General features: G+C 39.5%; 23 protein-coding genes. 20 read left to right on the forward strand and 3 right to left on the reverse strand.

Annotated elements, in window-relative coordinates; genetic code table 11:
• Window positions 1–76: 76 nt before the first annotated feature.
• Window positions 77–1054: an asparaginase gene (locus E7B10_RS06725; RefSeq protein WP_287510471.1), complete on the forward strand. Its 978-nt coding sequence runs from the start codon at window positions 77–79 to the stop codon at window positions 1052–1054.
• A gap of 267 nt (window positions 1055–1321) precedes the next feature.
• Here E7B10_RS06725 and E7B10_RS06730 read toward each other — a convergent pair whose 3' ends face one another.
• Window positions 1322–2098, reverse strand: coding sequence for an adenosylcobinamide amidohydrolase (locus E7B10_RS06730; RefSeq protein WP_287510470.1), 777 nt, complete (start codon window positions 2096–2098; stop codon window positions 1322–1324).
• Window positions 2099–2273: 175 nt separating this feature from the next.
• Between E7B10_RS06730 and E7B10_RS06735 the strand changes: the two genes are divergently transcribed.
• From E7B10_RS06735 to yfbR, 3 genes are read left to right on the forward strand one after another with little or no spacing between them, the layout of a single operon-like run.
• A complete protein-coding gene (locus E7B10_RS06735) occupies window positions 2274–3203 on the forward strand; it encodes a mechanosensitive ion channel family protein (protein WP_004697944.1) in 930 nt (309 codons plus the stop codon).
• A gap of 25 nt (window positions 3204–3228) precedes the next feature.
• Window positions 3229–4086, forward strand: coding sequence for a D-alanyl-D-alanine carboxypeptidase family protein (locus E7B10_RS06740; protein WP_187002515.1), 858 nt, complete (start codon window positions 3229–3231; stop codon window positions 4084–4086).
• Window positions 4087–4111: 25 nt separating this feature from the next.
• Window positions 4112–4702, forward strand: a complete 591-nt coding sequence (gene yfbR, locus E7B10_RS06745; protein ID WP_287510469.1) for a 5'-deoxynucleotidase — start codon at window positions 4112–4114, stop codon at window positions 4700–4702.
• A gap of 197 nt (window positions 4703–4899) precedes the next feature.
• Here yfbR and E7B10_RS06750 read toward each other — a convergent pair whose 3' ends face one another.
• Complete coding sequence (locus tag E7B10_RS06750) at window positions 4900–5784, reverse strand: epoxyqueuosine reductase (RefSeq protein ID WP_004693896.1); 885 nt, start codon at window positions 5782–5784, stop codon at window positions 4900–4902.
• Between the two features lie 155 nt (window positions 5785–5939).
• On the opposite strand from E7B10_RS06750, the gene E7B10_RS06755 reads away from it, so the two are divergent.
• From E7B10_RS06755 to E7B10_RS06820, 14 genes are all read left to right on the forward strand, one after another.
• Window positions 5940–6722, forward strand: a complete 783-nt coding sequence (locus tag E7B10_RS06755; protein WP_287510468.1) for a xanthine dehydrogenase family protein subunit M — start codon at window positions 5940–5942, stop codon at window positions 6720–6722.
• Window positions 6722–7174, forward strand: a complete 453-nt coding sequence (locus E7B10_RS06760; protein WP_004693892.1) for a (2Fe-2S)-binding protein — start codon at window positions 6722–6724, stop codon at window positions 7172–7174. Before E7B10_RS06755 ends, E7B10_RS06760 begins: the two co-directional genes overlap by 1 nt.
• On the forward strand, window positions 7174–9471 hold the full coding sequence (locus E7B10_RS06765; RefSeq protein WP_287510466.1) for a xanthine dehydrogenase family protein molybdopterin-binding subunit: 2298 nt from the start codon (window positions 7174–7176) through the stop codon (window positions 9469–9471). Before E7B10_RS06760 ends, E7B10_RS06765 begins: the two co-directional genes overlap by 1 nt.
• Window positions 9472–9512: 41 nt before the next feature.
• On the forward strand, window positions 9513–10271 hold the full coding sequence (gene yqeC / locus E7B10_RS06770; RefSeq protein ID WP_004693888.1) for a selenium cofactor biosynthesis protein YqeC: 759 nt from the start codon (window positions 9513–9515) through the stop codon (window positions 10269–10271).
• Window positions 10272–10277: 6 nt separating this feature from the next.
• On the forward strand, window positions 10278–11000 hold the full coding sequence (locus E7B10_RS06775; protein WP_287510465.1) for a nucleotidyltransferase family protein: 723 nt from the start codon (window positions 10278–10280) through the stop codon (window positions 10998–11000).
• Window positions 10997–11809, forward strand: a complete 813-nt coding sequence (yqeB, locus tag E7B10_RS06780; RefSeq protein ID WP_101928742.1) for a selenium-dependent molybdenum cofactor biosynthesis protein YqeB — start codon at window positions 10997–10999, stop codon at window positions 11807–11809. Before E7B10_RS06775 ends, yqeB begins: the two co-directional genes overlap by 4 nt.
• The gene (locus E7B10_RS06785; RefSeq protein WP_004697774.1) at window positions 11793–12521 is read left to right on the forward strand and encodes an XdhC family protein; all 729 of its coding nucleotides are present in this window, start codon (window positions 11793–11795) and stop codon (window positions 12519–12521) included. Before yqeB ends, E7B10_RS06785 begins: the two co-directional genes overlap by 17 nt.
• Complete coding sequence (locus E7B10_RS06790) at window positions 12511–12825, forward strand: XdhC family protein (protein ID WP_004693881.1); 315 nt, start codon at window positions 12511–12513, stop codon at window positions 12823–12825. Before E7B10_RS06785 ends, E7B10_RS06790 begins: the two co-directional genes overlap by 11 nt.
• Before the next feature lie 117 nt (window positions 12826–12942).
• On the forward strand, window positions 12943–13755 hold the full coding sequence (cdaA, locus tag E7B10_RS06795) for a diadenylate cyclase CdaA (protein WP_004697909.1): 813 nt from the start codon (window positions 12943–12945) through the stop codon (window positions 13753–13755).
• Entirely contained in the window at window positions 13752–14678 is a 927-nt protein-coding gene (locus E7B10_RS06800) for a YbbR-like domain-containing protein (RefSeq protein ID WP_077708063.1), read from the forward strand. The genes cdaA and E7B10_RS06800 overlap by 4 nt, the downstream gene beginning before the upstream one ends.
• A gap of 216 nt (window positions 14679–14894) precedes the next feature.
• Window positions 14895–16493: an NAD(P)/FAD-dependent oxidoreductase gene (locus tag E7B10_RS06805; protein WP_221741365.1), complete on the forward strand. Its 1599-nt coding sequence runs from the start codon at window positions 14895–14897 to the stop codon at window positions 16491–16493.
• Window positions 16494–16679: 186 nt separating this feature from the next.
• On the forward strand, window positions 16680–18032 hold the full coding sequence (gene glmM / locus E7B10_RS06810; RefSeq protein WP_101928744.1) for a phosphoglucosamine mutase: 1353 nt from the start codon (window positions 16680–16682) through the stop codon (window positions 18030–18032).
• Window positions 18033–18248: 216 nt separating this feature from the next.
• Window positions 18249–18944, forward strand: coding sequence for an aspartate/glutamate racemase family protein (locus tag E7B10_RS06815; RefSeq protein ID WP_287510464.1), 696 nt, complete (start codon window positions 18249–18251; stop codon window positions 18942–18944).
• Window positions 18945–19183: 239 nt separating this feature from the next.
• Window positions 19184–20296 carry a tetratricopeptide repeat protein gene (locus E7B10_RS06820; RefSeq protein WP_101928746.1) on the forward strand — a complete coding sequence of 371 codons (1113 nt, stop codon included), beginning with the start codon at window positions 19184–19186 and terminating at the stop codon, window positions 20294–20296.
• A 119-nt stretch (window positions 20297–20415) separates the two neighbouring features.
• Here E7B10_RS06820 and E7B10_RS06825 read toward each other — a convergent pair whose 3' ends face one another.
• The gene (locus E7B10_RS06825; protein ID WP_287510463.1) at window positions 20416–21936 is read right to left on the reverse strand and encodes a hypothetical protein; all 1521 of its coding nucleotides are present in this window, start codon (window positions 21934–21936) and stop codon (window positions 20416–20418) included.
• A 524-nt stretch (window positions 21937–22460) separates the two neighbouring features.
• Here E7B10_RS06825 and glmS point away from each other — a divergent pair.
• Together glmS and trpS are read left to right on the forward strand one after the other, a co-directional pair.
• Window positions 22461–24293 (forward strand): glutamine--fructose-6-phosphate transaminase (isomerizing), encoded by a 1833-nt coding sequence (glmS, locus tag E7B10_RS06830; RefSeq protein ID WP_287510462.1) that lies wholly within the window; start codon window positions 22461–22463, stop codon window positions 24291–24293.
• A gap of 56 nt (window positions 24294–24349) precedes the next feature.
• Complete coding sequence (trpS, locus tag E7B10_RS06835) at window positions 24350–25336, forward strand: tryptophan--tRNA ligase (protein WP_287510461.1); 987 nt, start codon at window positions 24350–24352, stop codon at window positions 25334–25336.
• Window positions 25337–25347: the final 11 nt, after the last annotated feature.

Consider the following 25347-nt stretch of genomic DNA (forward strand, 5'->3'; position numbering starts at 1 on the left):
TGACCAGCCTTATTGAATCGTACTTAGTTTAAATTTAATAACAATAATTATTTTATAGTTTTATAGTGGAGGTAATATGGAGACAAAAATCGCTTTGATTGGTACTGGAGGAACTATTGCAGGAAAAGGTGCTTCAAATACGGATTTAACGGGCTATACGGCAGGGGTATTAGGCCTTGACGAAATCTTAGCCTCTGTACCTGGCACAAAACCGTATGGTCCTTATACTTATACTCAGTTTAGTAATATTGAAAGCTCCGATATTACCTTAAATCACTGGTTAGAACTTTCTAAGTTGGTGCAAAAATTGGTTAACCGAGATGATATCGGTGGTGTTGTCATTACTCATGGCACAGATAGCATGGAGGAGACAGCATATTTTCTGAATCTGACGGTTCATACAGACAAGCCAATTGTTATTACTGGATCTATGAGACCTGCAGGTGCTATTAGTGCAGATGGGCCAATTAATTTATTGCAAGCAATCCAAGTAGCGAGAACGCCATCGTCTGTAGGTAAAGGTGTGGTAGTCGTATTAAATGGCTACATTGATGGGGCAAGGGATGTATCTAAATGCAATACTACTAATGTAGCGACCTTTGATAGTCCATTAGTGGGACATCTTGGTATTGTACAAGATGGTATTGCCCACTATTATAAAACATCTACTCGACGCCATACTCAAGACTCCGTATTTGATGTAAGTAAATTATCTGAGTTGCCTCGTGTAGTTATAATGACTTGCTATGGTGGTATGGATGATATGGTGCCTATGAGTGTAGTTGCTACAAATCCTGACGGTTTGATCTTAACAGGGCTTGGTCATGGTACAATCCCACAAAATGTACGTCAAATCACACAGAATACAAAATTTCCAACGGTACGTGCTTCTCGTACTGGTAGTGGCATGGTATCTGCAGTGCCACAAGATGCACTGGCAAACTATCTCGTATGTGATACTTTAAGTCCACAAAAAGCTCGTATTCTATTGATGCTAGGGCTTACAAAAACTAAAAATCTTAAAAAGTTACAACAATTTTTCCATGAATATTAAAGGCACATAATATTAAAGGAAGATAATGATTTTTTGAATCTAAAAAATAATTTAATAAAAGATGAGAAAATATCTCAAAAATTAATTTGATATTCATTTTCAAGAATTATACTGTATGTAACAGTTTTATATGCAATAAACCGCACATTCCGATCGCCTAGGATGTGCGGTTTTTCATTTGTATTATATTTTTCATATATGAGTGGGGTATTGAATGATAATTTTTGGGGTATCATTCTAGATATTTTTGTATATTATAAAATAGGATTATTCTGCGCCGATAGCATTTTCTAGTGCTCTTTGTACGCCTACATAGACAGCCTTGGCTAAGGTGTCTCCAAATAGTGAGAAGGATCCAGCATCGGTTAAGATATCTCCATTTGTATCGATAGTGAGAATGATACCATCTGTAGAGGTACCTGTGGCAGATGTTTTGCGTTCTTTCGTAATTGCGTCAGGAATGTCTTCATTAATAAACGGATGGAGTCGTACGTTTTCAACATTCCAATCTTGTAGGGCTGCGGTTTTTGCCTCGGTAATAGTCATAATAGCTTTTACCATAGCGCTATCTGTTAAAGCTTTATTTGTAAATACGAGGATATTGATTGTGCCTGGCACTATGAAGTCTCCATCACGCTCTTCGTAACAATAGCCTGTACCTGCGCGATGTGCCGTTTTTTCATAGCCTGCAGTCACGATAGTTTCCACAATAGTATCATGTTCTTCAACTTTGGCATAGGCGTGTAGATGCATTGTGGCAGACGTGAGAAGTGCTGTACTAAAATGAACAGGAGTATCAATATGTTCAAATTCTTGAGCCAAATAATCGGCTACAGAGCCACCGGGTAAATCTTTTTCTGTTTCGATTTGATATGTTAGCTGTTGGTTGCGTACCGCTAGCGTATGGTGATAGCCACCATTTAATTGTCCGCTCGAAAGAGAATAGTGGATATCGTCAAAGTGTACCGTAACGGAGTGTAACTCTCTAGTTACATAGCCTCCAGTAGCGAGCTCTTGGGGTGCTTCGTATAGATTTTTGAACATGTAAGTCTCCCTAGTTTTATGATTGTTATATATGGAATATAACGATATAATATCTTTATTATCGTATTGCAAATGCATATGTAAAATTATAGCATATATATTTACCGTTATTATATTGCTATTATGTTGTGATAGATATTTGTTATTGTATCGATTTATATTATGGATGGTTACTATGGCTAATTTCTTAAGTGCTGTTTCTGAATTTCTTTTTAAAGACGCTAATATATTAATTCAAATAAGGGACTGGTTTTTTGCACAAGCTGGAAATATCTTATTAGCATTAATTTTATTTTGGATTGGGCGATATGCTATTAAATGGGTAAAAGCATTTGCGGTCCGCATTATGACAAAAGCTTCCTATGACTCAGCAGCAATGAGCTTTATCACTCAAATTATTAATTATGCCTTGCTAGTAGGGTTAGTATTGATTTGCTTAAACCAAATCGGTATTCCTACAACATCCTTTATAGCTGCTTTTGGTGCGTTTGGTTTAGGTATTGGTCTCGCCTTACAGAATAACCTTTCTAACTTAGCATCTGGTTTATTAATTCTTATCTTCAAACCTTTTAGAGCGGGTCACGTTATTCAGGTAGGTGATGTAGTTGGCAGTGTTAAATCAATTCAATTTATGTATACAGTTATTACTACAAAAGATCAAAAGAATGTATACATACCTAATTCTCTTCTTACATCACAAGCTGTAACTAACATTGTTTATACTACAGAACGGGTTATCCCATTTACGTTTGACATTGGTTATAATAATGATCATCATGAGGCAATAAAAATCTTAAAAAATATTTTTGCAGCAGATAAACGTGTCCTTAATCCGAAGAATATGGAAATAGGTATCTCTGAATTTGGAGATAATTCTGTACGAATCGCCGCTTATGCTCGTGTTAAGTCGAATGATTTTCTCGATGTTCAATATAGCATTATGTCTGATGTAAAAGATGCATTCGACAAATATGGCATCGATATTCCATATCCTCAACGTGTAGTATATATTCAAAATGTAGATACATCGACAGGTGAAATTAAAGGGACAAAGAAGAAAGCAACTGCTACAAATGTAGCACTAGATGATAGTCTTGAAAGTTAAGATACTGGAAGGTAGAACGAGAGTGATGACACTTTTAACGACGAATATTCATATGTTTTATAAGAAATTGGTATTGGCCATAACTTTTATAGGAATCATATTTATAGGTGCTAGTGTTGCTCAAGCTGCATACATTGCACCTCCTTCTACTGTTGGTGAGGCCGTAGTCCTAATTGATGCAGATACAAAACAAATTTTATTTGCAAAGAACCCAGATAAGTGGATGCATCCAGCTAGTACTACAAAAATGGTCACCTTGTTAACTGCCTTAGAATTAAAGGGCACACAGCTTGATGAATTAGCTACTATAAGTAGCTATGCAACGAGCATGGAAGAATCAAACCTTGGGGTTCGCGTAGGCGATCAGATTACATTGGAAGGTGTTCTTGAAGGTATGATGGTTGCTAGTGGCAATGATGCGGCCGTTGTAGTAGCCGAAAATGTAAGTGGTTCTGTAGATAAATTCGCTAAGGATATGACTCGCATTGCTGCAAAAGCGGGTGCAAAGAATAGTGTGTTCTTGAACCCTCATGGATTAACACAAAAGGGTCACCATTCTACGGCTCGTGATTTAGCGATGATTGCAGCGTACGGCATGAAATACCAAATGTTCCGTGACAAGGTTGCTAATGATTATTACAAGGTGCCGTATCAAAACCGTGCACCAGAAACAATTCGTACTACAAACCATTTTATTCGCAATAAATATCCAGGTGCAAATGGCTTGAAAACAGGTTTTACAAATGCAGCAGGAGAATGTTTGATTGCGTCTGCCACACGGAAGGGCCATACTATGATTGTAGTTATGCTTAATGATGATAATCGTTGGGAAGAAGCTGTACAATTCCTTGATTATGGATTTAAACTCCGTGGGGTAATTTAAGGACCTATTGTGTAATGGGGGACATATGAGTTCATTTTTTGCATTTTTAAAACGCATGCGCTTTATCAATCGATGGAGCCTCATGCGAAATACGGAAATAGAAAATATTCAAGAACATAGCCTTGAAGTGGCTATGGTAGCGCACAACTTAGGGGCCATAAAAAATGAATACTTCGGTGGGAATGTAGATATCAATAAGGTAGCTGTCATAGCTATGTATCATGAGGTGAGCGAAATCTTTACAGGAGATATGCCGACACCAATCAAGTATTTTGATCCAAAGTTGCGGGAACTGTATGGTGAGGTTGAAACTTTGGCGCAAGAAAAAATGCTATCAACCTTGCCAGACCGGTTACAATCTGTTTATAAGCCTATACTTGTTGATGCAGAGGCTAGTCCAGAATGGCCTCTCGTTAAGGCTGCCGATACAATTTCAGCCTATATGAAATGCGTCAAAGAGCTCAAGGCAGGGAATGATGAGTTTAAAGAGGCACATGACTCTATCTTAGCTAAGTTGAAAAATCTAAATATGCCTGAGGTAGATATGTTTCTTGAAATATATCTACCTGCTCTTGGTAAAAGCTTGGATGAGTTGAACTATTACGAAATTAAATAACTACTAAAAGAGACGACTTCTTGAACTGTACCCCAAAAATTGGACACAATTTTGAAGGTATAGTTCATTTGGGCCGTCTTTTTTTGATTTTAAAGATTTGTAGATTATGTTGCTAATGCTTTATCAAATTTTGTTAGTTTGTTTAATAATAATTATTATTATAAGCGTATTTGTTAATTATTATGCCTTATTGAATATTATAGTTTGCTTTTTCTATCTATAATCTCTTGATTTCTCATTAGTATTTTTTTACCTCGCCACGAGAAGGCTCGATGACCGTATTTTGCTTTGAATTCTTTGTTCGTTAGTGTTTCTAGTTCGTCTATATTAATATACGGTTCTATCTGTTGGAATTCTGGGATGGGCGTAGTTGGAATATCTTTGTTGTGAGGACACACCTCTTGGCACACATCACAACCAAATACGAGTGGTGTTTTAGCGAGAATCTGCTCCTCTTCATCGGTGAGTTCTCCTTTTTTCTGAGTTAAGTAGCTTTTACAAGTCGCGAATTTAAATTCGTCATGGCCCAAACATTGGCCTAAGCATGCTGTAATACAACGATTACATCCTATACAGGACTGCTCAAGAGGGGCATTTGGTTTGAGTTCTAGTGTTGTTAAAATCGTACCAATAACGACATAAGAACCCCATTTAGGGCTGATAAAACAGTTGTTCTTTCCGTAAAAGCCGAGACCTGCTAAGTAGGCCATGTACCGATCTGCTAAAGGCGAGGTGTCACAATGAATGGAGAACTGAGCCGAGTCATCAATTATTTGTAATCTTTCAATAAGACGTTCTAAATATTCATTAATGACCAGGTGATAATCTGTTGACCATGTATAGCGCGATAGATTGGCATGGCCTTTGTGTTGTACATGGTACGGGAATAGACAAACGATGGCACTTTTGGGCATAAACTGAGTCGTTCCTAGTAGTCTTGCCTCCACATCTTCCGTAGTAAAGGGGCATGGATTGCTTTCAAATAAAATAGTTTTGGCCTGTTCAGGTAGTGGCCATGAGGCAATTCCAAATTCATAAATATGTAATTCTTTGCAAATTTCCTGTAAATTTATATCTTTCATCGTAGATTTAGTGGTAAATAATTGGTAAAATAAAAGTATAAGAAATGCACGAGATTTTATAGTTTTTTGTTAAGTTTGTAGTTTGGTGAGAACTGTATTTTTATAGTTAGCACCGTAATTCTGTTAGTATTAGTATACCATTGAGAGGACAGATTATGTTAGCATTTATGAAAGTATTACAACCGAAGACGGTGGAAGAGGCTTATGAATTAGCCACAAAGAACAAAACTGCTCCTATGCTAGCAGGCGGCTGTTGGCTGCGTCTAGGACGACGTACTTGGCCATCAGTGATTGATATGGCGAGTCTTGATTTGCGTTATGTTCGTGAAGAAGATAAGGAGTTTGTAATTGGCGCTATGGCGACACAAGGAGATGTGGAACGCTTTGAGCCTTTACAACAATTCTGCGGCGGTGCCGTAGTTAAAGGCGTTAAGGAGATTCTTGGCGTTCAATTTAGAAATACTGCTACCATGGGCGGTTCTGTAGCAAGTAAGTTTGGCTTCTCTGATATCATCCCTGCGCTATTGGCAGTGCATGCAGACATCGTTACCTTCAAAGGCGGTCGTATGTCCATGCAAGATTATATGGCATATAGAGAACGTGATATTCTCATGGAGATTCGCATCCCTAAGGTAGATGTACCTGTAGCTGTTGAAGCCCTTCGCATTTCTCGTGGTGATTTCCCGTTATTGACAGGTGCTCTTCGCCATGATGAAAAAGGGGTTGAATTGTATATCGGTACAAGACCTGGTGTACCTCAATTAGCTGTTAAAGCAAGTGCCTTGCTTTTAGAAAAAGGATTATCTGCCGCAAAAGAGGCAGGTCAATTGGCATCTGAAGAACTGGTGTATCAATCTAACTCTCATGCGTCCAAAGAATATCGCATGGAAATGGTAAAAGCAATGGTTCAACGCTTAGCTAAGGAGGTGGCACAATAATGGAACTCGTACTTAATATTAATAACAAAAATGTAACTGTTAATGTGCCAACTGATGAGATGTTGCTAGATACATTGCGTAATCTTGGCTATTACAGTGTCCGCTGTGGCTGTGACACTACAAACTGTGGCCTTTGCACTGTATGGGTGGATGACGAAATTATTTTGTCCTGTGCATACCCTACATTTCGTGCGCCAGGCCATAAAATTACTACATTAGAAGGCTTACAAGAGGAAGCTGAATTATTAGCGGCTTGTATCGCAAGTGAAGGCGCAGATCAGTGTGGTTTTTGTACAACTGGCATGATGATGAGTGCTATTAATTTGAAACGCAAAAATCCAAAGGCTAGCGATGATGAGATTCGCGAATACCTCATAGGTAACTTGTGTCGCTGTACTGGTTATGAATCACAACTTCGAGGAGTTCGTAAATTCTTAGAAGGAGGCCTATAATGATGAATAAGCATATTGGAAAATCCTATGACAAAGTTGACTCCAAAGGTATTTTGTCTGGTAAACCGTCTTATACTGGCGATTTTGTTCCCAAAGATGCGCTCGTTATTAAGGCTCTTCGTAGCCCTCATGCTCAGGCGCGCATCAAATCTATTGATACATCTAAAGCTAAATTGATTCCTGGCGTAGAAGCTATTTTTACTTATGAAGATGTGCCTAATACGCGATTCACATTAGCAGGCCAAACATATCCAGAGCCATCCGCTTATGATGCGCTCATTTTGGACCCTGTAGTTCGCTATGTTGGAGACGAAGTAGCTCTTATCGTAGCAAAAGATGAAGCTACAGCGCTTAAAGCAATGCCGCTTATCAAAGTTGAATACGAAGTACAGAAACCTGTACTTGATATGCACACTGCTATCGATCATGAAACTATAGTACATCCTGAAGATGATATTCATAACAATATCCCTGTAGGTCAAGATTACAAACGTAATATTTGCGTATCCTATCACAAACGGGTAGGAGATGTGGAAGCAGAACTTGCTAAATGTGATTACGTGGCAGAAGGTACATATTTTGACCAGGCCACACGCCAAACAGCGATGGAACCATTCCAAAGCTTTGGATATATAGATGCGCTAGGTCGTGTAGTTATCGTATCCTCTACGCAAATCGTATTCCATGTACGTCGTCACATCGCTCGTGCACTCGGTATTCCGGCTACAAAAGTCCGTGTTATTAAGCCTCGTATCGGCGGGGGTTTCGGCTCTAAACAAACGGCTTGTACAGAAATTATGACAGCCTTTGTAGCGTGGACATTGAAAAAAACTTGTTATCTCTTATACGATCGTACAGAAGCACAAACTTGCTCCACTACACGTCATGCTCGTGAATGGAAAATCCGCGTAGGTGCTACAAAAGATGGCATTATTAAAGTTATTGATATGGACTCCATCACAGCCGCTGGTGCACATGCAACTCATTGCTTCACTACTACAACGGCTGGTGAACATAAATCTGTACCGTTGTACAACAAAGCGACTGCTGTTCATTATGGTACAGAGGGTGTGTATACTAACCAAACTCCTGGTGGTGCTTTCCGTGGGTATGGTGCAACAGAAGCATTGTGGCCATTAGAATGTGCAGTAAACCAGTTAGCTGATAAGATGGGGATTGATCCAGCTGAATTACGTCAGAAGAACTTAATAGCGGAAGGTGAACAAAGCTTAGTATATGCTCCAGATGAATATCTTGATTCTGGTCTTTTCCAAGATACTGTAAATCGCGTAAAAGAAATGGCTCGTTGGGATGAACGCCCTCATTCTTGGGACATTGATGAGCGTTATCGCGGTGGACTGGGCATGGCGTTAGCATTACAAGGCTCTGGTGTCGCGAATATCGATGTGGCGTCTGTTGAAATTCGCCTTGGTGACGATGGTAATTATACATTGTATACTGGGTCTTCTGATATGGGCATGGGGTCTAATACCGTATTGACTCAAATGGCCTGTGAAGTAATCGGCTGTCCTATGGAATATATGACTGTTATTGAATCAGATACAGATATCGTACCATTCGATCCAGGGTCCTACGCATCTAGTACAACCTATGTAACAGGTACTGCTGCTAAGATGGCAGCAGAAGAATTGCGCACTAAGATTATTGCTAAATTTGCTCAATTCTTTGAAACCGACGTTGAAAACGTTGACTTTGACGGCGTTGTAGCTACTACAAAAGATGGTGCTAAAACAATGGATATCTATCAATTGGCACCCAAATTATTAGTTGGTGCTAATGCAGAGCAATTGTCTGGTTTCGCTACATGGGGTAGTCATACATCACCACCTCCATTTATGGCATCTATTGCTGAGGTGAAGGTAGATAAACAAACAGGTAAGGTTATTCCTCTTCATTTCTATTCTTGTGTTGATTGCGGTACTGTTATCAACCCTAAATTGGCTCGCGTTCAAGTTGAGGGTGGTGTGGTACAAGCTATCGGCATGGCTTTATATGAAGATGTACGCTATTCCAACAATGGTCGTTTGGAAACAAACAATCTTATGACTTATAAAATCCCAACCCGTCAGGATATTGGTGAATTACATACAGACTTTGTAGAATCTTACGAGCCTACAGGTGGTTTTGGAGCAAAATCTATTGGTGAGGTTGTCATCAATACGGGGTGCCCTGCTATCCAACATGCCATTAAAAATGCAGTTGGTGCGGATATTCGTACATTACCTATGACACCTGAGAAGGTATTTATGGCTATGGACGAGAAATATAAAGTATAGAGATTTCTAGTTCCTTTTACTTTCTAAGGAGGCCTGGTTCTATGACATCACAAACATCCTATTGGAATCGATTGATTCAGCCGGGAATCGTTGCCCTTGTTGGGGCAGGCGGTAAAACGACTGTGCTTTCAAAACTAGTAGAATATGGACGGCTGAAAGGTCAGCCCATCGTAGTTACGACTACGACTCGACTTTATGAATCTCAGGTGGCTCATTATGAACCGATTTATACTCGTAATATTAATGAAGCTGATGAGTATTGTACTGACCGACTTTTACGTGGCTATTGTGGTGCGTGGTTCGCTGGAATTACAGGAACAAAAGTAGACTCCTTAGATTGTGATCTTATCGATGGTTTATCCAAGTTACATCCCAATTGGCAAATTGTTGTAGAAGCAGATGGGGCGAAGGAAAAATGGCTCAAGGCACCTAAGACGACCGAACCTGTCATTCCATCTCTTACAAAAACTACGATTGGACTCGTGAATCTACAAATGCTAGGGGCCCCATTAGATGATGAGCACGTACATAATATCGAGCTGGTTCAAGATATTGTAAAACGCGATATGGGGGCTATTGTAACTCCTCGTATGTTGGCTGATCTTGTTTTGCATAGGCAAGGTTTATTCCAATACAGTAAAGGTAAGAAAATATTATTCTGTACTGGTTATGAAACAGTGCAACATCGCATTATCGATGATTTTGTTGATCATATTGTTGATAGTGATATTACGGCTATCATTTTGGCTGATGGATATAAAGCAAGTTGTGAAATCCGTCGCATTATTCAATGTCGGTAGGTACTCATGACTATTATGAAAGCAAATTGTAACACCGCTTTTAGTCCCATGAGAGACCCCATAGACCGTCATCCTTTGCATATTGGCATTGTCCTCCTTGTGGGAGGACAATCCAAGCGTATGGGATGTAATAAGCAACTCTTGCCCTGGCGTGGTAAGACTGTTCTAGATGCGGTCTGTGGGGCTCTTCAAGGTGGATGGGGTGGACAGGTGGTTTCTACTGTATCGTGTAAGCTACCTTTTGTGGCGGTTACTGGTGATGATCATGAGAAATTAGAACCAATTGTCACAAACTATGGTTTTGAAGCCATTCGAAATGACCATCCTGAACTAGGGCAAGGCGTATCCATAGCGATGGGAGTACGTCATTTGATGAATACGTCATCCATACCGCTAGACGGTATTCTCTGTTCAGTAGGAGATCAACCACTTTTGACGAGTGCTGTTGTACACGAGGTCATTCGTGCGTTTAATGAAAACTTTCATCCGGAAACTATCGTCGTTCCACATTATGGGGCAAATTATCACTCGGGAAATCCCGTTCTCTTTGGTTCTCATTGGTTTGATTTTTTACAACAGATTCAAGGGGATCAAGGCGGTAAGACCATTATTCGTGGTGAGGGTCAAGCCCATGTCGTGAAATTATGGATTAGTGATGATGTTGGCGACGATATTGACACACCCGATGATTTTGAGCGTTTGAAACATCGTGAAAGTGAGGCATTATGAAACCATTGGTACTTATGCGTGGAGGTGGAGACATCGCTTCCGGTGCTGTATATAGATTGAGACGGGCGGGCTATCCCGTTGTAATTAGTGAAATAGCGATTCCTACCATGATTCGCCGCGAAGTATGTTACGGTAATGCGGTTCATCGTGGAGAAATGATTTTGGAACGTTTTGTTGCTCGTCATGTGTCTATTGGTGAAGTGAAGGATACATTGGCACAGAAAATCATTCCCGTTGTCACTAGCTCATATGAGGAATTATTGGACACTTTAAAACCAGAGATTGTAGTCGATGCTATTTTGAGTAAAAAGAATCTTGGAACAAAACGAGATGATGCAGAGCTCGTTATAGGTGTTGGCCCTGGATTTACTGCTGGAGAAGATGTAGATGTGGTCATTGAAACGATGCGTGGCCATTCATTAGGTCGCTGTATCTATGATGGGCCGGCTCAACCTAATACAGGTATCCCTGGAAATGTAGGTGGCTACACTCATGAGCGCGTTATCCATTCTCCAAAGGCTGGACTATTTACAGCAAAACGGCATATTGGGGATTCTGTACAAGCCAATGAGGTGATTGGTTATGTTGATGAAGAACCAGTCCGAGCTAAAATTACAGGCATTCTACGAGGAATTTTAAAAAGTGGGCTCATCGTATCAGATCATTTTAAGTTGGCTGATGTGGATGCTCGTTGTGAAGAGTCTCATTGCTATAGTATTTCAGATAAATCCCTTGCTGTCGGTGGAGGTGTATTAGAGGCTGTTACCGCTTGGGATTATGAAAGGAATCTAGATGGAAACAATTTATGATGTGATGAAAGATCGTCTACAGGTTACTGAAACTACTGTGATGGTTACTGTTCTATCCGGTCCTCGTCAAGGGGATAAGACTATTTATGCTGAAGATGGAAGGGTTCTATACGGAACTCCTATTGAAGGATTTACTGTAGATAAAGCAAAACTAAATTCTCTCTGTATGGTAGGCGAAATGGAGTGTTTCGTACAACCTGTAGAAAATGATCCGTCAGTTCTCGTATTAGGTGCAGGTCATGTTAGCCGAGCTATTACAGATTTGCTGTTGTTTATTGGCTGTCGCGTTACAGTCGTAGATGACCGTCCAGAATATGTAGTGCCTGAATTCTTTGATGAACGTGTTACACGTAAGTGCTTACCTTTAGAAAACTTCAAGAACGATTTACCTCTTGATGAATATACTGGTTTTATCATTGTGACACGTGCTCATGAGTACGATAATATATGCTTAGAACAATTACGAGGGTACTTGCCTACCTATATGGGCGTTATGGGCAGCCAAAAACGCATCCATCATGCTTTTGAAGTGTTGCGTGAGCAAGGATGGACTCAAGATGAGTTAGATATGGTATATGCGCCTATTGGTCTAGATTTAGGAGCTCAAACGCCTGAGGAAATTGCATTATCTATCGTTAGTGAATATTTGGCAGTGGTGCGTGGTAAAAAAGGCGGCTCATTGCGGAAAGGTAGAGTGATCCATGAATCGTGAGTTTATTGAATACCTTAGTGAACGTAAAAACGAAACCTTAGCAGTAGCCACTATTTTATATACCTGTGGATCCACACCTCGTAAAGCTGGTACATCTATGGTTGTATTTCCTGATGGATCTATTTTTGGTACTATCGGCGGTGGCCGTGCGGAAAATGAAATCCGCCTAAGTGCGGTGGACTCTTTGAATAAAAAAGAAGCTCACCGTCGTATCGATGTTCATCTCGATGATGACGTAGCTGTTAAAGAAGGCATGGTTTGTGGGGGCCAAATGGATGTTTGGATTGAAACACAAAACATCTAATAAAAATCTCATTCAGCGTTTGTTTATAAATTTACAGTACTCTCAAAATGAGTTAAAATATAAGGTACAGTCAAAGAATTGATTGTACCTTATTATTTTGTATAAGGAGCTATTTTTATGCATATTGACGCACTTATACATACCTTTAGGCTTCTTGATATCGTTGATATCATAATCGTTGCTATTGGTATTTACTATTTATATAAATTGCTTAAAGATACACGGGCCGTTTCTCTTTTAAAAGGTCTCGTTATGTTGGCAATTTTAAATTTATTGAGTCATCTGTTAAATCTATACGTTATCAACTGGATTTTGCAACAAAGTATGACCGTTCTTCTCTTTGCGTTACCCGTTGTATTCCAACCAGAATTGCGTCGTGCTCTAGAACAATTGGGGCGTGGACGAATCTTCAGCAAGGCACAAAATGTAAACGAAGAAGAAATGGATATGGCCATTAATGAAGTGATGGCTGCGGCTCGCGTTATGTCTCGCGAACATACGGGGGCACTTATCGTTTTTGAACGTGAAGTAGGTCTCAATGACTTTGTAGATACTGGTATTCTTATCGATGCTGTATTGAGCCGCGAGTTGATTAAAAATATCTTTGTTCCTAGTACACCGCTTCATGATGGGGCCTTGATTATTCGTGATGGGCGAATTCGTGCAGCGGGCTGTTTGTTACCGTTGACTGAGGACCGCACATTGAGTACTGAACTAGGTACACGTCACCGTGCAGCTATTGGCTTGTCTGAGCAAACTGACGCTGTCGTAGTCGTTGTTAGTGAGGAAACAGGGACCATTTCTTATACATATGGCGGTCATATTTATCGCCATTTACCAGAGGATCAAATTAAAGAGGCATTGCGTACCTTTATGGAACGCCCTCGTCAAACCATTACTAGTATGTGGAAATGGAGGGCAAATAAATGATGATTCATTTGAAACGCAATTGGCCTGCTAAATTATTATCCTTGTTAGCAGCTATCGTCATGTGGTTCTTTATTATGCGCGATCAGAACCCTGTGATGGAAGTAACCTACATAATACCTGTACAGGTTCAAAATCTCAATTCTGGCTATATCATAGAAGATGCACCAGATGTGGTCCGTGTTGTTCTGGCTGGCCCACGTGATACCATTATGTCTATGAAATCAGATAATTTACGAGCTTATATTGATGCATCCGGTGTAAAACCAGGTCAAAATAATGTAACTATTAATTTTACTCCTCCGGCAGGAATGAATCTTGTGGAGGTTAAACCAGATACCATCACCATCAATGTTGATGAATATGCAGAGAAAACGATTCCTGTTGAAATAGTTCCAATCGGTAAGTTCTCTGATGATATTGCTTTGAAATCGGTAACGATTGTGCCGAAAGAGGTAACTGTTTCTGGTCGTAAGCAACAAGTTAATGCAGTGAGCAAGGTTGTCATGAAAGTCAATGTGGCTGGTCAAACGAAGAACTTTAGCGCTGTTAGTACCTTAGAAGCTTGGGATACGGCAGGTAATGTACTAGATGTACATATTAATCCAAACCAAGGTCAAGCACAATATGAACTTAACTTATTACGTAAAGAAAAGGCGGTTCCTATTACTGTTCCGACTGTTGGTACAGTAGCAGAGGGTTATGAAGTTAAATCTACGTCTGCTACACCAACGCAACTAACGGTTACTGGTCGTGAAGAAATGATTGATTCCGTTACAGAAATACAAACAGAACCTATTGATGTGTCGGGTGCTACTGAAACTGTACAGGGTAACTATAATTTAGTATTACCGAATGGTGTTAATAGCAATACCACAACGGTACGGGTGAAAGTAGAAATACAAAAGAAAGTACTTAATGGATGATAAGTTTTTTATGAGGCTTTGAAATCTTGCGATGAAGACCCTAATAGAGTGAATATTTCTCTATTAGGGCCTTTTTATGATTTATATATTAGCTTTTATAGTAGTGTTGTATAATAAAGATGTATAACTATTTTCTTACAGATCAAGTGGTAAAGAATTTTGGTCAAAGATTAAAGAAGTAGGCTCGCCTAAAAGGGAGGCTTTAATAGGAAAGATATGATTAGAATAATAAATCTCCGCGTAGCTGTTACGGTTAAGTCGGATATCAAAAGTATTGTAGAAAAGAAATATCCCCCGTTACGTGGCGCTATCGAAACGATTCATGTTGTTCGACGTGCCGTAGATGCTCGTAAGAAGCCAAACATTGTTTTTGTATATACTCTATTCATTGAGGTTCATAATGAAGCTCAAGTCATGAAAAAGCTTGGTAAAGAAAAGGATGTATCTGTATTTGCTGCAGAAGATCCAGAACCTATTGTTTTTGGGTCCGTACCATTAGCTCATCGTCCTGTTGTTATGGGCTTTGGCCCTGCGGGGATGCTTGCAGCCTTTTACCTAGCTCGTGAAGGCTATCGCCCAATCGTGCTTGAACGCGGTCAAGATGTAGATACACGTAGTCATGATGTAGAAACATTTTGGAAAAAGGGCATATTTAAACCTGAATCCAACGTACAATTTGGGGAAGGTGGCGCAGGAACTTTTTCCGATGGTAAGTTGACAACTCGCATTACCCATCCGCGTTTACATGAGATATCTAAATACTTTGTTGAGTTTGGTGCGCCTGAAGAAATATTATATAAACATAAACCTCACGTAGGTACAGATAAATTGCGTACTATGGTAAAAGCCATGCGTGAGCGCATCATCGAATGGGGTGGTGAAGTCCGTTTTGGTTCTAAGGTAACGGATTTGTTTATTGAAAATGACCGTATCGTAGGCGTTGAAGTTAATGGTAGTGAGCGTATTGATACGACTGTTGTTTTGTCTGGTGTAGGACATAGTGCGCGTGACACATACGAGATGCTTCATAAACGCAATGTGGAAATGACGGCAAAACCCTTTGCTATCGGTGTTCGTATTGAACATGATCAAGCTGTAATCGATGAGTCCCAATATGGCGTGGAACCATCTAGCTTGGGCCTCGGTGCAGCAGAATACTCCCTCGTGTACCATGATAAAGAAACAGGCCGTACTGCGTATAGCTTCTGTATGTGCCCAGGAGGTCAAGTAGTAGCATCTGCCTCTGAAGAAGGTGGCGTTGTCGTAAATGGCATGAGCTTATACGCTCGGAACAGCGGTGTTGCTAATAGTGCTATCGTGGTTAACGTAGGTCCAGATGACTTTGGTACTCATCCATTAGATGGCGTTGCATTCCAACGAGAATGGGAACAAAAGGCCTATGAGTTGGGCGGATCTAATTTCCATGCACCTGCACAAACAGTAGGGCAGTTTTTAGGGCTTTCACAAGCACCTAGTGTACAAAATAGTATATATAGCTACGAGCCAGGTGTCGTGAATTGCGATTTACATGATTGCTTGCCACCGTTCGTCACATCCGTATTAGAGCGGGCCTTGCCATACTGGGGTCGTCGTATCCGTGGATTCGATAATCCTGCGGTGTGTATGACAGGCGTTGAAACGCGCACCTCTGCACCGCTTCGTATGGGACGCAATGAAGAACGCATTTCTCCTACTGTAGGAGGTTTCTATCCTATGGGTGAAGGGGCTGGCTATGCAGGGGGAATTATGAGTGCTGCCCTTGATGGCGCGGAAACAGCCATTTTATGTATGGCAAAATACGCTAAACCTAATTAGTGGGGAATTATACTGATGAATTGAATTACAGTATAGATTCATACTATTTATGTAATATAGATGTGACTTTATAGTAGGTATGCTTTCTATATTGTGATATAATACACAACAGTAATTATTGAAATGATACACACGGTAGATATATAGACTTGTGAAACTTTCACAAATCCTTAGAGGAGGATAATTATGGCTCGTTTATTTGGTACAGATGGTGTACGTGGTGTTGTTAATGAGTTTTTAACGCCAGAATTAGCCTATCATTTAGGTCGTGCGGCAGGAACGCATTTTGGTAAGGAAAAGGAACATCCTACGTTCTTGATTGGTCGCGATACGCGAATTTCTGGTTCTATGCTTGAAAGTGCATTAGCAGCGGGCATTTGTTCTGTTGGCGGTAATGTAGTGATTGCAGGCGTTATCCCAACTCCAGCAGTAGCGTACCTTGTACGTCAACAAGGGTTTGATGCGGGTGCTGTTATTTCTGCATCTCACAATCCATATCCAGATAATGGCATTAAATTCTTTGATAGCAATGGCTATAAATTACCTGATGAAGTGGAAGATGAATTGGAAAAATATGTTCGTCAAAGTGCAGATAATGAATTAGCACGTCCTACAGGGGATGGTATAGGTAAAATTGAGTTTAATAGTAACTTGGCTCATTTATATGCTCACTTTGTACGTCACACAATTGATACGTCCCTTGAAGGGTTGACTATCGTTTATGATGGTGCCAATGGTGCCGCGTCTAGTGTAGGTCCAGAAATTTTGTCTGGACTAGGGGCTAAAGTCATCAATATTAATGTGAATCCAGATGGCTTGAACATCAATCATCACTGTGGTTCTACGCATATCGAAGGATTGCAAGTAGCTGTGCAACAATATAATGCAGACCTTGGTATTGCTAATGATGGCGATGCTGACCGCTGTTTATTGGTTGATGAAAAAGGTCAAGTTCTCGATGGCGATCAAATTATGTTGTTATGCGCTCTTAAGTTGAAAGAAGAAGGCAAACTTAAAGGTGATACCATAGTTGGTACCGTTATGAGTAATATCGGATTCCATAAAGCAGCAGAAGAACTTGGTATGAAAACGGTTTCCACTGCTGTTGGTGATCGGTATGTATTGGAATACATGCGTGAACATAATCTTTCCATTGGTGGTGAACAATCTGGTCACGTAATCTTCTTAGATCACAACACCACTGGTGACGGTATGTTAACAGCTGTTCAAGTGGCGGCTCTTATGAAGGAGAAAAAGAAACCTCTTTCTGAGTTGGCGGGCATTATGACAAAATACCCACAAGTTCTTGTAAATGTTCGGATCGCTACAAAAACTGGCTGGGAAGACAATGACCTTATCAAAGCTGCTATCGTAACAGCTGAAGGAGAGCTCGGTGACGAAGGTCGCGTACTTGTACGTGCCTCTGGTACAGAACCACTCATTCGCGTTATGGCAGAAGGTCCAGACCAAGAAACATTACAATCATTATGTGAAGAAATCGCTGATATTATCGGTAGAGAACAAGGGTTAGCTGAATAACTCTTGATGAGTAGTTTGATACCATTCCGTTTGGTTCCATTCTACAACTTTTATATTAAAAGTATACCCTCCTATATATGTCCCTTTGCTCCGTCCTACGTAAAGTCGCTGCAGGAGCATATATAGGAGGTTTAGAGATAAGTGATATTTAAAATTGAATAATCATAATGAATAATCTTTTTATTTTGGTTTATTCTAAGTTTAGAGGGTGAAATTATGAAAACAATAGGTTTAATTGGAGGAATGAGCTGGGAAAGTACGATTACGTATTACCAAGTCTTGAATGAAACTATTAAGCAAGTTTTGGGCGGCTTACATTCAGCAAAATGTATTTTATATAGTGTCGATTTTGAAGAGATAGAAAAGTGTCAAGCAAATGGAGATTGGGATAGAAGCGCTGAAATTTTATCCGATGCTGCTCAATCTTTAGAAAAGGCTGGTGCTGATTATATTGTTATATGCACGAATACAATGCATAAAGTAGCGGATGAAATAAAAAGACATATTTACATACCTCTTCTTCATATTGCGGAAATGACTGCAGTAGAGTTGGAAAAATCAGGTATTACAAAGGTAGGTCTACTCGGTACCAAGTACACGATGCAACAAGATTTTTATAAATGTATCTTGGAAAATCGGGGGATTCATGTTGTTATACCTAACGAAGATCAAGTCGAACTTGTGAATGATATTATATATAATGAATTGTGTTTAGGTGTTATTTCTAATGAATCTAAACAACAATACTTAGATATTATTGGTGATTTGGTAAAATCTGGTGTACAAGGTGTTATCTTAGGCTGTACTGAAATTGGGCTACTTATTAAACAAGATGATACGGATATACCTTTATTTGATACTACATTGATACATGCAAAAAATGCGGCGTTGATTTCTATTGGTAGAGCATAATATAATTAGCTTTTATTTTTGTTTAAATAACATAACCCTCTATTAGATATTTTTATTCATTTTTAGAATATCTAATAGAGGGTTGTTTTTATGCAATTAGAACTAGCTAGAGACTAAAGGAAATCTTTTAACATGGTTTGAATTTATATGAGAGGAGTTACTATAGGCACGTATATAGGAAGTAATTTGTGTTATTATAGCCATATAGTCTGAAATATATTCGATAGAAAAGGTGTAATATGAAGCTTGCTATAAAAGAGTATTGGGAAAATCTTAAAGTAGAATATGAAGCTACATATAATGCGTCTATATTTAGTGATTATGATGTGCTAAAGCAATACGCAGAGCGTTTTAGAACGTATTTAATTACTTTGATGTGTGAGTATTCTAATGATGTGGATGTGGCCTGTACTTTAGCAACTGTTGAACAGGTGTTGAGGGATGAGAAAAATTCAATAGAACTATTGGAAGGGTTCCTTGAAGCTTATACTAATGAACTTAGTGATACTGATAAAGCGAGAATTTACACTAATTTGGCTTTTTATTATAACGATGAGGGAAATATAAAAGAATATGACTATCTATCTGCAGCTGTAAAGCTAAATTCTCCATATATAGAGACTTACAGAGGGTTGGCTTTATATCATTTTTCAGCTTATAGAGAGAAAGGTTCTGTAGAGGAGTTGAAGAAAAGTTTACGTGCTTTTGAAAGGGGAATAATAGTATCGAACGATTATGACATGAACTTTGGCTATGCAGTGTGTTTGTTTGAGCTTAAGGAATATGAGAAAGCAAGGGCCATTTTTGAAGAGTTATTAAAAGGCTATCCTAATAGGATGAAGTTACTAGTTTGTATTGCTTATTGTGATGTGCATTTAGGTAATAAAAAGCAAGCCCTCGATCGTTTGAAGCAAATTAAGCTTGGAGGCGATGTAGCATATCATTTAAGTAATGATGAAGTTTTTGAGTTTGATATCATTGACGCCTATTATATATTAGATGAGTATGGCCTATTCTTAGATGAATGTGAAAAGGCTAAAGAGCACTGTGATTTAAGTGATGGCCCTTATTACTTTGGTCTTTGGATTATGAAGCAACATGATATGTTCCATCGTGAAGTGGAGAAGCAACGAACAGAAATATTGGCATGCATTGAAAATGCAAAAATGGACGAAGACTTTGATAGCGAAGAAGAAAAGCAGGACTATATCAAAAGCTGGGAAGATGATTTAGAGAATCTAAATTTGTTGGAACATAAAATTAAAGATGAAAACTACAAGCCTATGGTTGAATTAAAACTATGGCCAATATATGGGTGCTATTTAATAGACTGTTTAACTCATAATTTTTAATCTGCTTATTGGTAGATTTATATAAAGATGATTTATATATTTAAACTGATATACAAGTAAGTTTAACAAATTAAAAGCACTACTTTAAATTGGAATAATTCAGAGTAGTGCTTTTGATATTATTTATCAGCCACAACAAGTTTATATCCATTCAATTGAATGTTACTGCCGGTTGTGTCTTCGTTGCTCAAGGATTTTACATAGCTGTCGCCTGTGAGTATCCAATTGGAGTCTTTGCTGAGTTTCACAGTTACTTCTTTAGCCGTGTTGTCTGTGTTTATAGCACCTACAAGGCTAGATCCATTTGTCATGTCTAGAGCGATGGTACTGATTGAATCAGCCATAATATTACCACTTAGTTCTTGGTTAGATGTGCGGAGTGTAAGATGACCGCCGTTCTCACCAGTTTTTCCCCAACGGGAGTCGGCAGCTGCTTTCACTAAGGTAGAAGTGTTCGGCATAGAGATGGCATTGTTAGAAAGGTCTACTTCAGCAGTAGTGTTGTTTACATAGAGGAACGCACCTGTAGCGTGAGTTGTAAGTGTATTATTCTCTGCTTTCAGGCGAGCAATACCGTTTTCAGCATCACCAGAGAAGCTTTGATATAGCATGAAACCATTATCTTTGTAGCCTGTTACATTGGAGTTCGTAAGGGTAATAGAATTTTTACCTTCTACGACGCCAATTTCACTGTTATTCGCTATGCCGTTGACATTGTTCACTATAATATTACCCGTGGAGTAGATAACAGGACTGCCTTCGCCAGATGTCGTAAGTTTGGCTGCTTCTGTGGTGATAGTGCCTTCTCCGCTATCTGTAGCAAGTGTAGCAGAGTGAGCCCCTTCAGTGGTGATAGTTAGGTTTTTGCCATTTACCGTACCTTTGTAAGTAGCATCTAAACCACGAGAGGAATCGCTTTTGGTGTGAATATTAGTATTTTCTACGTTGATAATAGAGCCTTCACCAGTGGCAAAGACTGCGTTAGAGCCTTTAGAGTTAGATGTAATATTACTGCCTTTAATATTGATTTGGCTCCCCTCGATACCGAGGACTACTGCATTTTGACCACGGAAATTGCTGTTGTCATCGCTTGTAGTGTCGCCTGTTTTATCGAAAACGCTATTTTCAATATCAATTACCGCTTTATTTTTACCGATGAAAGCATTCTGATCGGCCGTTGTGTTTGTCATCGATTCGTGAGCAATGGATTTGTTTTCTGTAACGATAGTTGTGCCTTTAAAAGTACTAGGATCTACTTCAACTTGTGGTGCCATTCCATTAGGGGCTCCATTCTGCATAGCCGTTGGAGGCATACCGTTAGGAGTACCAGAAGGAGGATTTCCATTTGGAGGCATTTGGTTAGACGTGCCTGTAGGGGAGTGACCGGCAGGTGGTTTGCCGTGAGGTGCACCGGTTGGAGGTGTGCTTCCTTGTGCAGATGGTACTGTTTTAGTTTGTTCTGTTGTGGTTACAACTGCTACGTTGGTATTAGTTTGAGTCTCTGCAGCTAATGTTGGGATAACTGCTAATGTCGATAAAGCGGCACCAAGGACTGCAGGTAACACCCAACGACGTAATTTTCTATATGATAAGCTATTCTTTTTAGTTTTATGTTGTTTCTTTATAGTTGTTTTATTCATGATTAATATCTCCCAAATTATATACATACATTTTGAAAATACAACAAAATCTAATTGTGTAAAATTTAGAATGATAGAAGTATAATTTCTTACAATGAAAAGGATGTGAAGCATAGAAACAATCTTTTCTATTCTTTTTGGATTATCTGTGGTGGTTTACTTTTTATCGATTTTTTTAGTATAATATACCTCAGTACATATTTTATTTTGTACTGATTCTGCCGTATATCATAGAAAGGAATTCCAAATTCGTAAAGGCGAATAGCGCAAGTACCCGCGAAGGCAGTCGTTAGGGTAGACGAGGTGAAGAGTGATCGAGTCATCAGCGGATGCTCTTCCGGCATATTCATGTCGTAACAGGTATTAAAAAGCCCATCGGTAACGATGGGGACAAAGTATATCTGAATGAATTGTATTGAATTAATAATTAATACATTAAATAGAATATTAATCTAGAACATTAATTAGTTAGCCTTAGTTTTTGCTGGGGCTAGAAATACCCCCAGTTATAGGAGGATATACTCATGTGCGGTATCGTAGGATACATTGGCTTTAATCAAGCATCTGATTTCTTGTTGGACGGTATGGCAAAGTTAGAATACCGTGGTTATGACTCTGCAGGTATTGCTGTCATCGGTCCTGAAAATGTAATTAAAATTCAAAAAAAGGTAGGCCGTCTCTCCAATTTAGAGACTATCGTGAAAGCGGATCCTAATGAAGGAACTGTAGGTATCGGACATACTCGTTGGGCTACACATGGTCGTCCATCCGATATGAATGCGCATCCTCATGCATCTGAAGATGGTAAATTTGCCGTTGTACATAACGGTATTATTGAAAACTATATGCCTTTAAAAGAGGAACTCATCGCAAAAGGATATCATTTCAAATCTGAAACGGATACAGAGGTGGTTGCACATTTATTGGAGGACATGTACGATGGTGATTTTGTCGGTACTGTTCGTCGTATGCTGAATCGTGTAGACGGTGCGTATGCTCTCGAAATCATCTGTGCCGATGAACCGGATAAAATCATTTGTACAAAGAAAGAAAACCCTTTGGTTATCGGCCTCGGCAAAGGGGAAAACTTTGTAGCATCCGATATTCCAGCTATCATTAACTACACACGCGATACATACATCTTGAGCGATGGTGAATTAGCTATCGTAACTCGCGATAATGTATCCGTATTTGACCGTGAAGGCAAACCTGTTGATAAAGAGGTATTCCATGTAAATTGGAACGCTGAAGCAGCAGAAAAAGGCGGTTATGAGCATTTTATGTTGAAAGAAATTCATGACCAACCTAAGGCTGTACGCGATACATTTGGTACACATATTTCTGAAGACGGTAAGACAGCTATCTTTAATGAGTTGAATTGGACTGCTGAAGATGTGGCAGCTTTCAATAAAATTCTCATCGTTGCATGTGGTACTGCATACCATGCAGGGCTTGTAACAAAACAATATATTGAAAACTTGGCGCGTATTCCAGTTGATGTAGAAATTGCATCTGAATACCGTTACAGCAACCCGTTGACTGATGATAAAACATTATGCATCGTTATCAGTCAGTCTGGTGAAACATCCGATACATTGGCGGCTTTGAAAGAAGCTAAACGCCTTGGTGCCAAATCATTGGCCATTACCAATGTTGTTGGTTCCAGTATTTCTCGTGAAGCGGATAACAAAGTTTACACATGGGCTGGCCCTGAAATTTCTGTAGCGTCCACAAAAGCGTATACTACTCAATTAGTAGCGGGATTGTTGTTCGCCGTATACCTAGGTCAATTAAATGGTAAATTAAATCCAGCCTTAGCTGAAGAAATTCTTAGCGGCGTTAAAAACTTACCATCCTTGATTCATGAAATCTTTGAAGTAGACGAAGATATGAAAGCCTTTGCTAAACATTATGGCTTCAAATCTGATGCATTCTTCTTGGGCCGTGCTATCGACTATGCAGTAGCGATGGAAGGTGCTTTGAAGTTGAAAGAAATTTCTTACATCCACGCTGAAGCATATGCTGGTGGCGAATTGAAACATGGTACATTGGCTCTTATCGAAGAGGGCGTACCTGTTATTGCATTGGCTACACAAGAGGATGTTTACGATAAGATGATCAGCAACATCCGAGAGGTAAAAGCTCGTGAAGCTATTGTAATCGGTATTGGCATGAAAGGTGACGAAGAATTATCTAAACACGTAGACCACACAATTTATGTGCCTCGTGCGAATAAATTTATCGCTCCAATCTTAGCGGTTGTACCATTGCAACTATTGGCGTATTATGCAGCAATTACACGCGGTGCAGATGTAGATAAGCCACGTAATTTGGCTAAATCTGTAACCGTAGAATAATATATAACCAACAGTGCTTTGGCACTGTTGGTTTATTTCAATATAGGGAGACTATTATGGCAGTTATATTTTCCGGCATCCAACCAAGTGGGGAGTTAACACTTGGTAACTATTTGGGGGCTTTACGTAATTTCTTAGACTATCAAGATACTGATGAATGTTACTATTGTATCGTTAACCAACATGCGATTACGGTACCGCAAGATCCAAAAGAATTATTTCAAAACACTCGTAATTTGGCTGCATTGTACCTTGCGGTTGGCCTTGACCCTAAAAAGGTAACATTGTTTGTTCAATCCGAAGTACCTGAGCATGTTAAGCTCGGTTGGGTTATGCAATCTATTAGCTATGTTGGCGAATTAGAGCGTATGACTCAGTACAAGGATAAGTCTCAAAAGCAAGGGGATTCTATTCCAACTGCATTGCTTACGTATCCACCGTTGATGGCGGCAGATATTTTGCTATATGGTACGAATTATGTTCCTGTAGGGGAAGACCAAAAGCAACATCTCGAGTTGACTCGTAATTTAGCAGAGCGTTTTAACCGTAGATTCGGTGAAACTTTTGTAGTACCTGATATCAAGGTCGGAGAAGGTGGCGCTCGCGTTATGAGCTTGCAAGAACCAACTAAGAAAATGAGTAAATCTGATGATAACCAAAATGCTACAATCCGTCTTTTGGATGCACCAGATTTAATCGTGAAAAAGTTGAAACGAGCTCAAACTGATTCTGATAATGCGGTTCGCTATGATAAAGAAAATAAACCTGGCATCTCTAACTTGATGGGGATTTACCGTGCTATTACAAAAGACAGCTACGAATCTATCGAAGAAATGTATGCTGGTAAGGGTTACGGTGTATTTAAATCCGATATTGCCGATCTATTAGTAGCAACCCTTGAGCCAATTCAACAACGTTACAATGAATTGATTACAAGTCCTGAGTTGGATGTAATTCTCGATGAAGGGGCTGCTAAGGCTCATGCTAAAGCGAGTCAAATGTATCGTAAAGTAGAGCAAGCTATGGGCTTGTGCCGTAAATAAAATCATATAGT

The sequence above is a fragment of the Veillonella sp. genome (assembly GCF_032470285.1).
Taxonomy (GTDB): Bacteria; Bacillota; Negativicutes; order Veillonellales; family Veillonellaceae; genus Veillonella.

Excerpts from the sequence above, each read along its gene's own strand:
- E7B10_RS06725 (WP_287510471.1), top strand. The coding sequence starts at position 77 with ATGGAGACAAAAATCGCTTTGATTGGTACTGGAGGAACTATTGCAGGA.
- E7B10_RS06730 (WP_287510470.1), bottom strand. The coding sequence starts at position 2,098 with ATGTTCAAAAATCTATACGAAGCACCCCAAGAGCTCGCTACTGGAGGC.
- E7B10_RS06735 (WP_004697944.1), top strand. The coding sequence starts at position 2,274 with ATGGCTAATTTCTTAAGTGCTGTTTCTGAATTTCTTTTTAAAGACGCT.
- E7B10_RS06740 (WP_187002515.1), top strand. The coding sequence starts at position 3,229 with ATGACACTTTTAACGACGAATATTCATATGTTTTATAAGAAATTGGTA.
- yfbR (WP_287510469.1), top strand. The coding sequence starts at position 4,112 with ATGAGTTCATTTTTTGCATTTTTAAAACGCATGCGCTTTATCAATCGA.
- E7B10_RS06750 (WP_004693896.1), bottom strand. The coding sequence starts at position 5,784 with ATGAAAGATATAAATTTACAGGAAATTTGCAAAGAATTACATATTTAT.
- E7B10_RS06755 (WP_287510468.1), top strand. The coding sequence starts at position 5,940 with ATGTTAGCATTTATGAAAGTATTACAACCGAAGACGGTGGAAGAGGCT.
- E7B10_RS06760 (WP_004693892.1), top strand. The coding sequence starts at position 6,722 with ATGGAACTCGTACTTAATATTAATAACAAAAATGTAACTGTTAATGTG.
- E7B10_RS06765 (WP_287510466.1), top strand. The coding sequence starts at position 7,174 with ATGATGAATAAGCATATTGGAAAATCCTATGACAAAGTTGACTCCAAA.
- yqeC (WP_004693888.1), top strand. The coding sequence starts at position 9,513 with ATGACATCACAAACATCCTATTGGAATCGATTGATTCAGCCGGGAATC.
- E7B10_RS06775 (WP_287510465.1), top strand. The coding sequence starts at position 10,278 with ATGACTATTATGAAAGCAAATTGTAACACCGCTTTTAGTCCCATGAGA.
- yqeB (WP_101928742.1), top strand. The coding sequence starts at position 10,997 with ATGAAACCATTGGTACTTATGCGTGGAGGTGGAGACATCGCTTCCGGT.
- E7B10_RS06785 (WP_004697774.1), top strand. The coding sequence starts at position 11,793 with ATGGAAACAATTTATGATGTGATGAAAGATCGTCTACAGGTTACTGAA.
- E7B10_RS06790 (WP_004693881.1), top strand. The coding sequence starts at position 12,511 with ATGAATCGTGAGTTTATTGAATACCTTAGTGAACGTAAAAACGAAACC.
- cdaA (WP_004697909.1), top strand. The coding sequence starts at position 12,943 with ATGCATATTGACGCACTTATACATACCTTTAGGCTTCTTGATATCGTT.
- E7B10_RS06800 (WP_077708063.1), top strand. The coding sequence starts at position 13,752 with ATGATGATTCATTTGAAACGCAATTGGCCTGCTAAATTATTATCCTTG.
- E7B10_RS06805 (WP_221741365.1), top strand. The coding sequence starts at position 14,895 with ATGATTAGAATAATAAATCTCCGCGTAGCTGTTACGGTTAAGTCGGAT.
- glmM (WP_101928744.1), top strand. The coding sequence starts at position 16,680 with ATGGCTCGTTTATTTGGTACAGATGGTGTACGTGGTGTTGTTAATGAG.
- E7B10_RS06815 (WP_287510464.1), top strand. The coding sequence starts at position 18,249 with ATGAAAACAATAGGTTTAATTGGAGGAATGAGCTGGGAAAGTACGATT.
- E7B10_RS06820 (WP_101928746.1), top strand. The coding sequence starts at position 19,184 with ATGAAGCTTGCTATAAAAGAGTATTGGGAAAATCTTAAAGTAGAATAT.
- E7B10_RS06825 (WP_287510463.1), bottom strand. The coding sequence starts at position 21,936 with ATGAATAAAACAACTATAAAGAAACAACATAAAACTAAAAAGAATAGC.
- glmS (WP_287510462.1), top strand. The coding sequence starts at position 22,461 with ATGTGCGGTATCGTAGGATACATTGGCTTTAATCAAGCATCTGATTTC.
- trpS (WP_287510461.1), top strand. The coding sequence starts at position 24,350 with ATGGCAGTTATATTTTCCGGCATCCAACCAAGTGGGGAGTTAACACTT.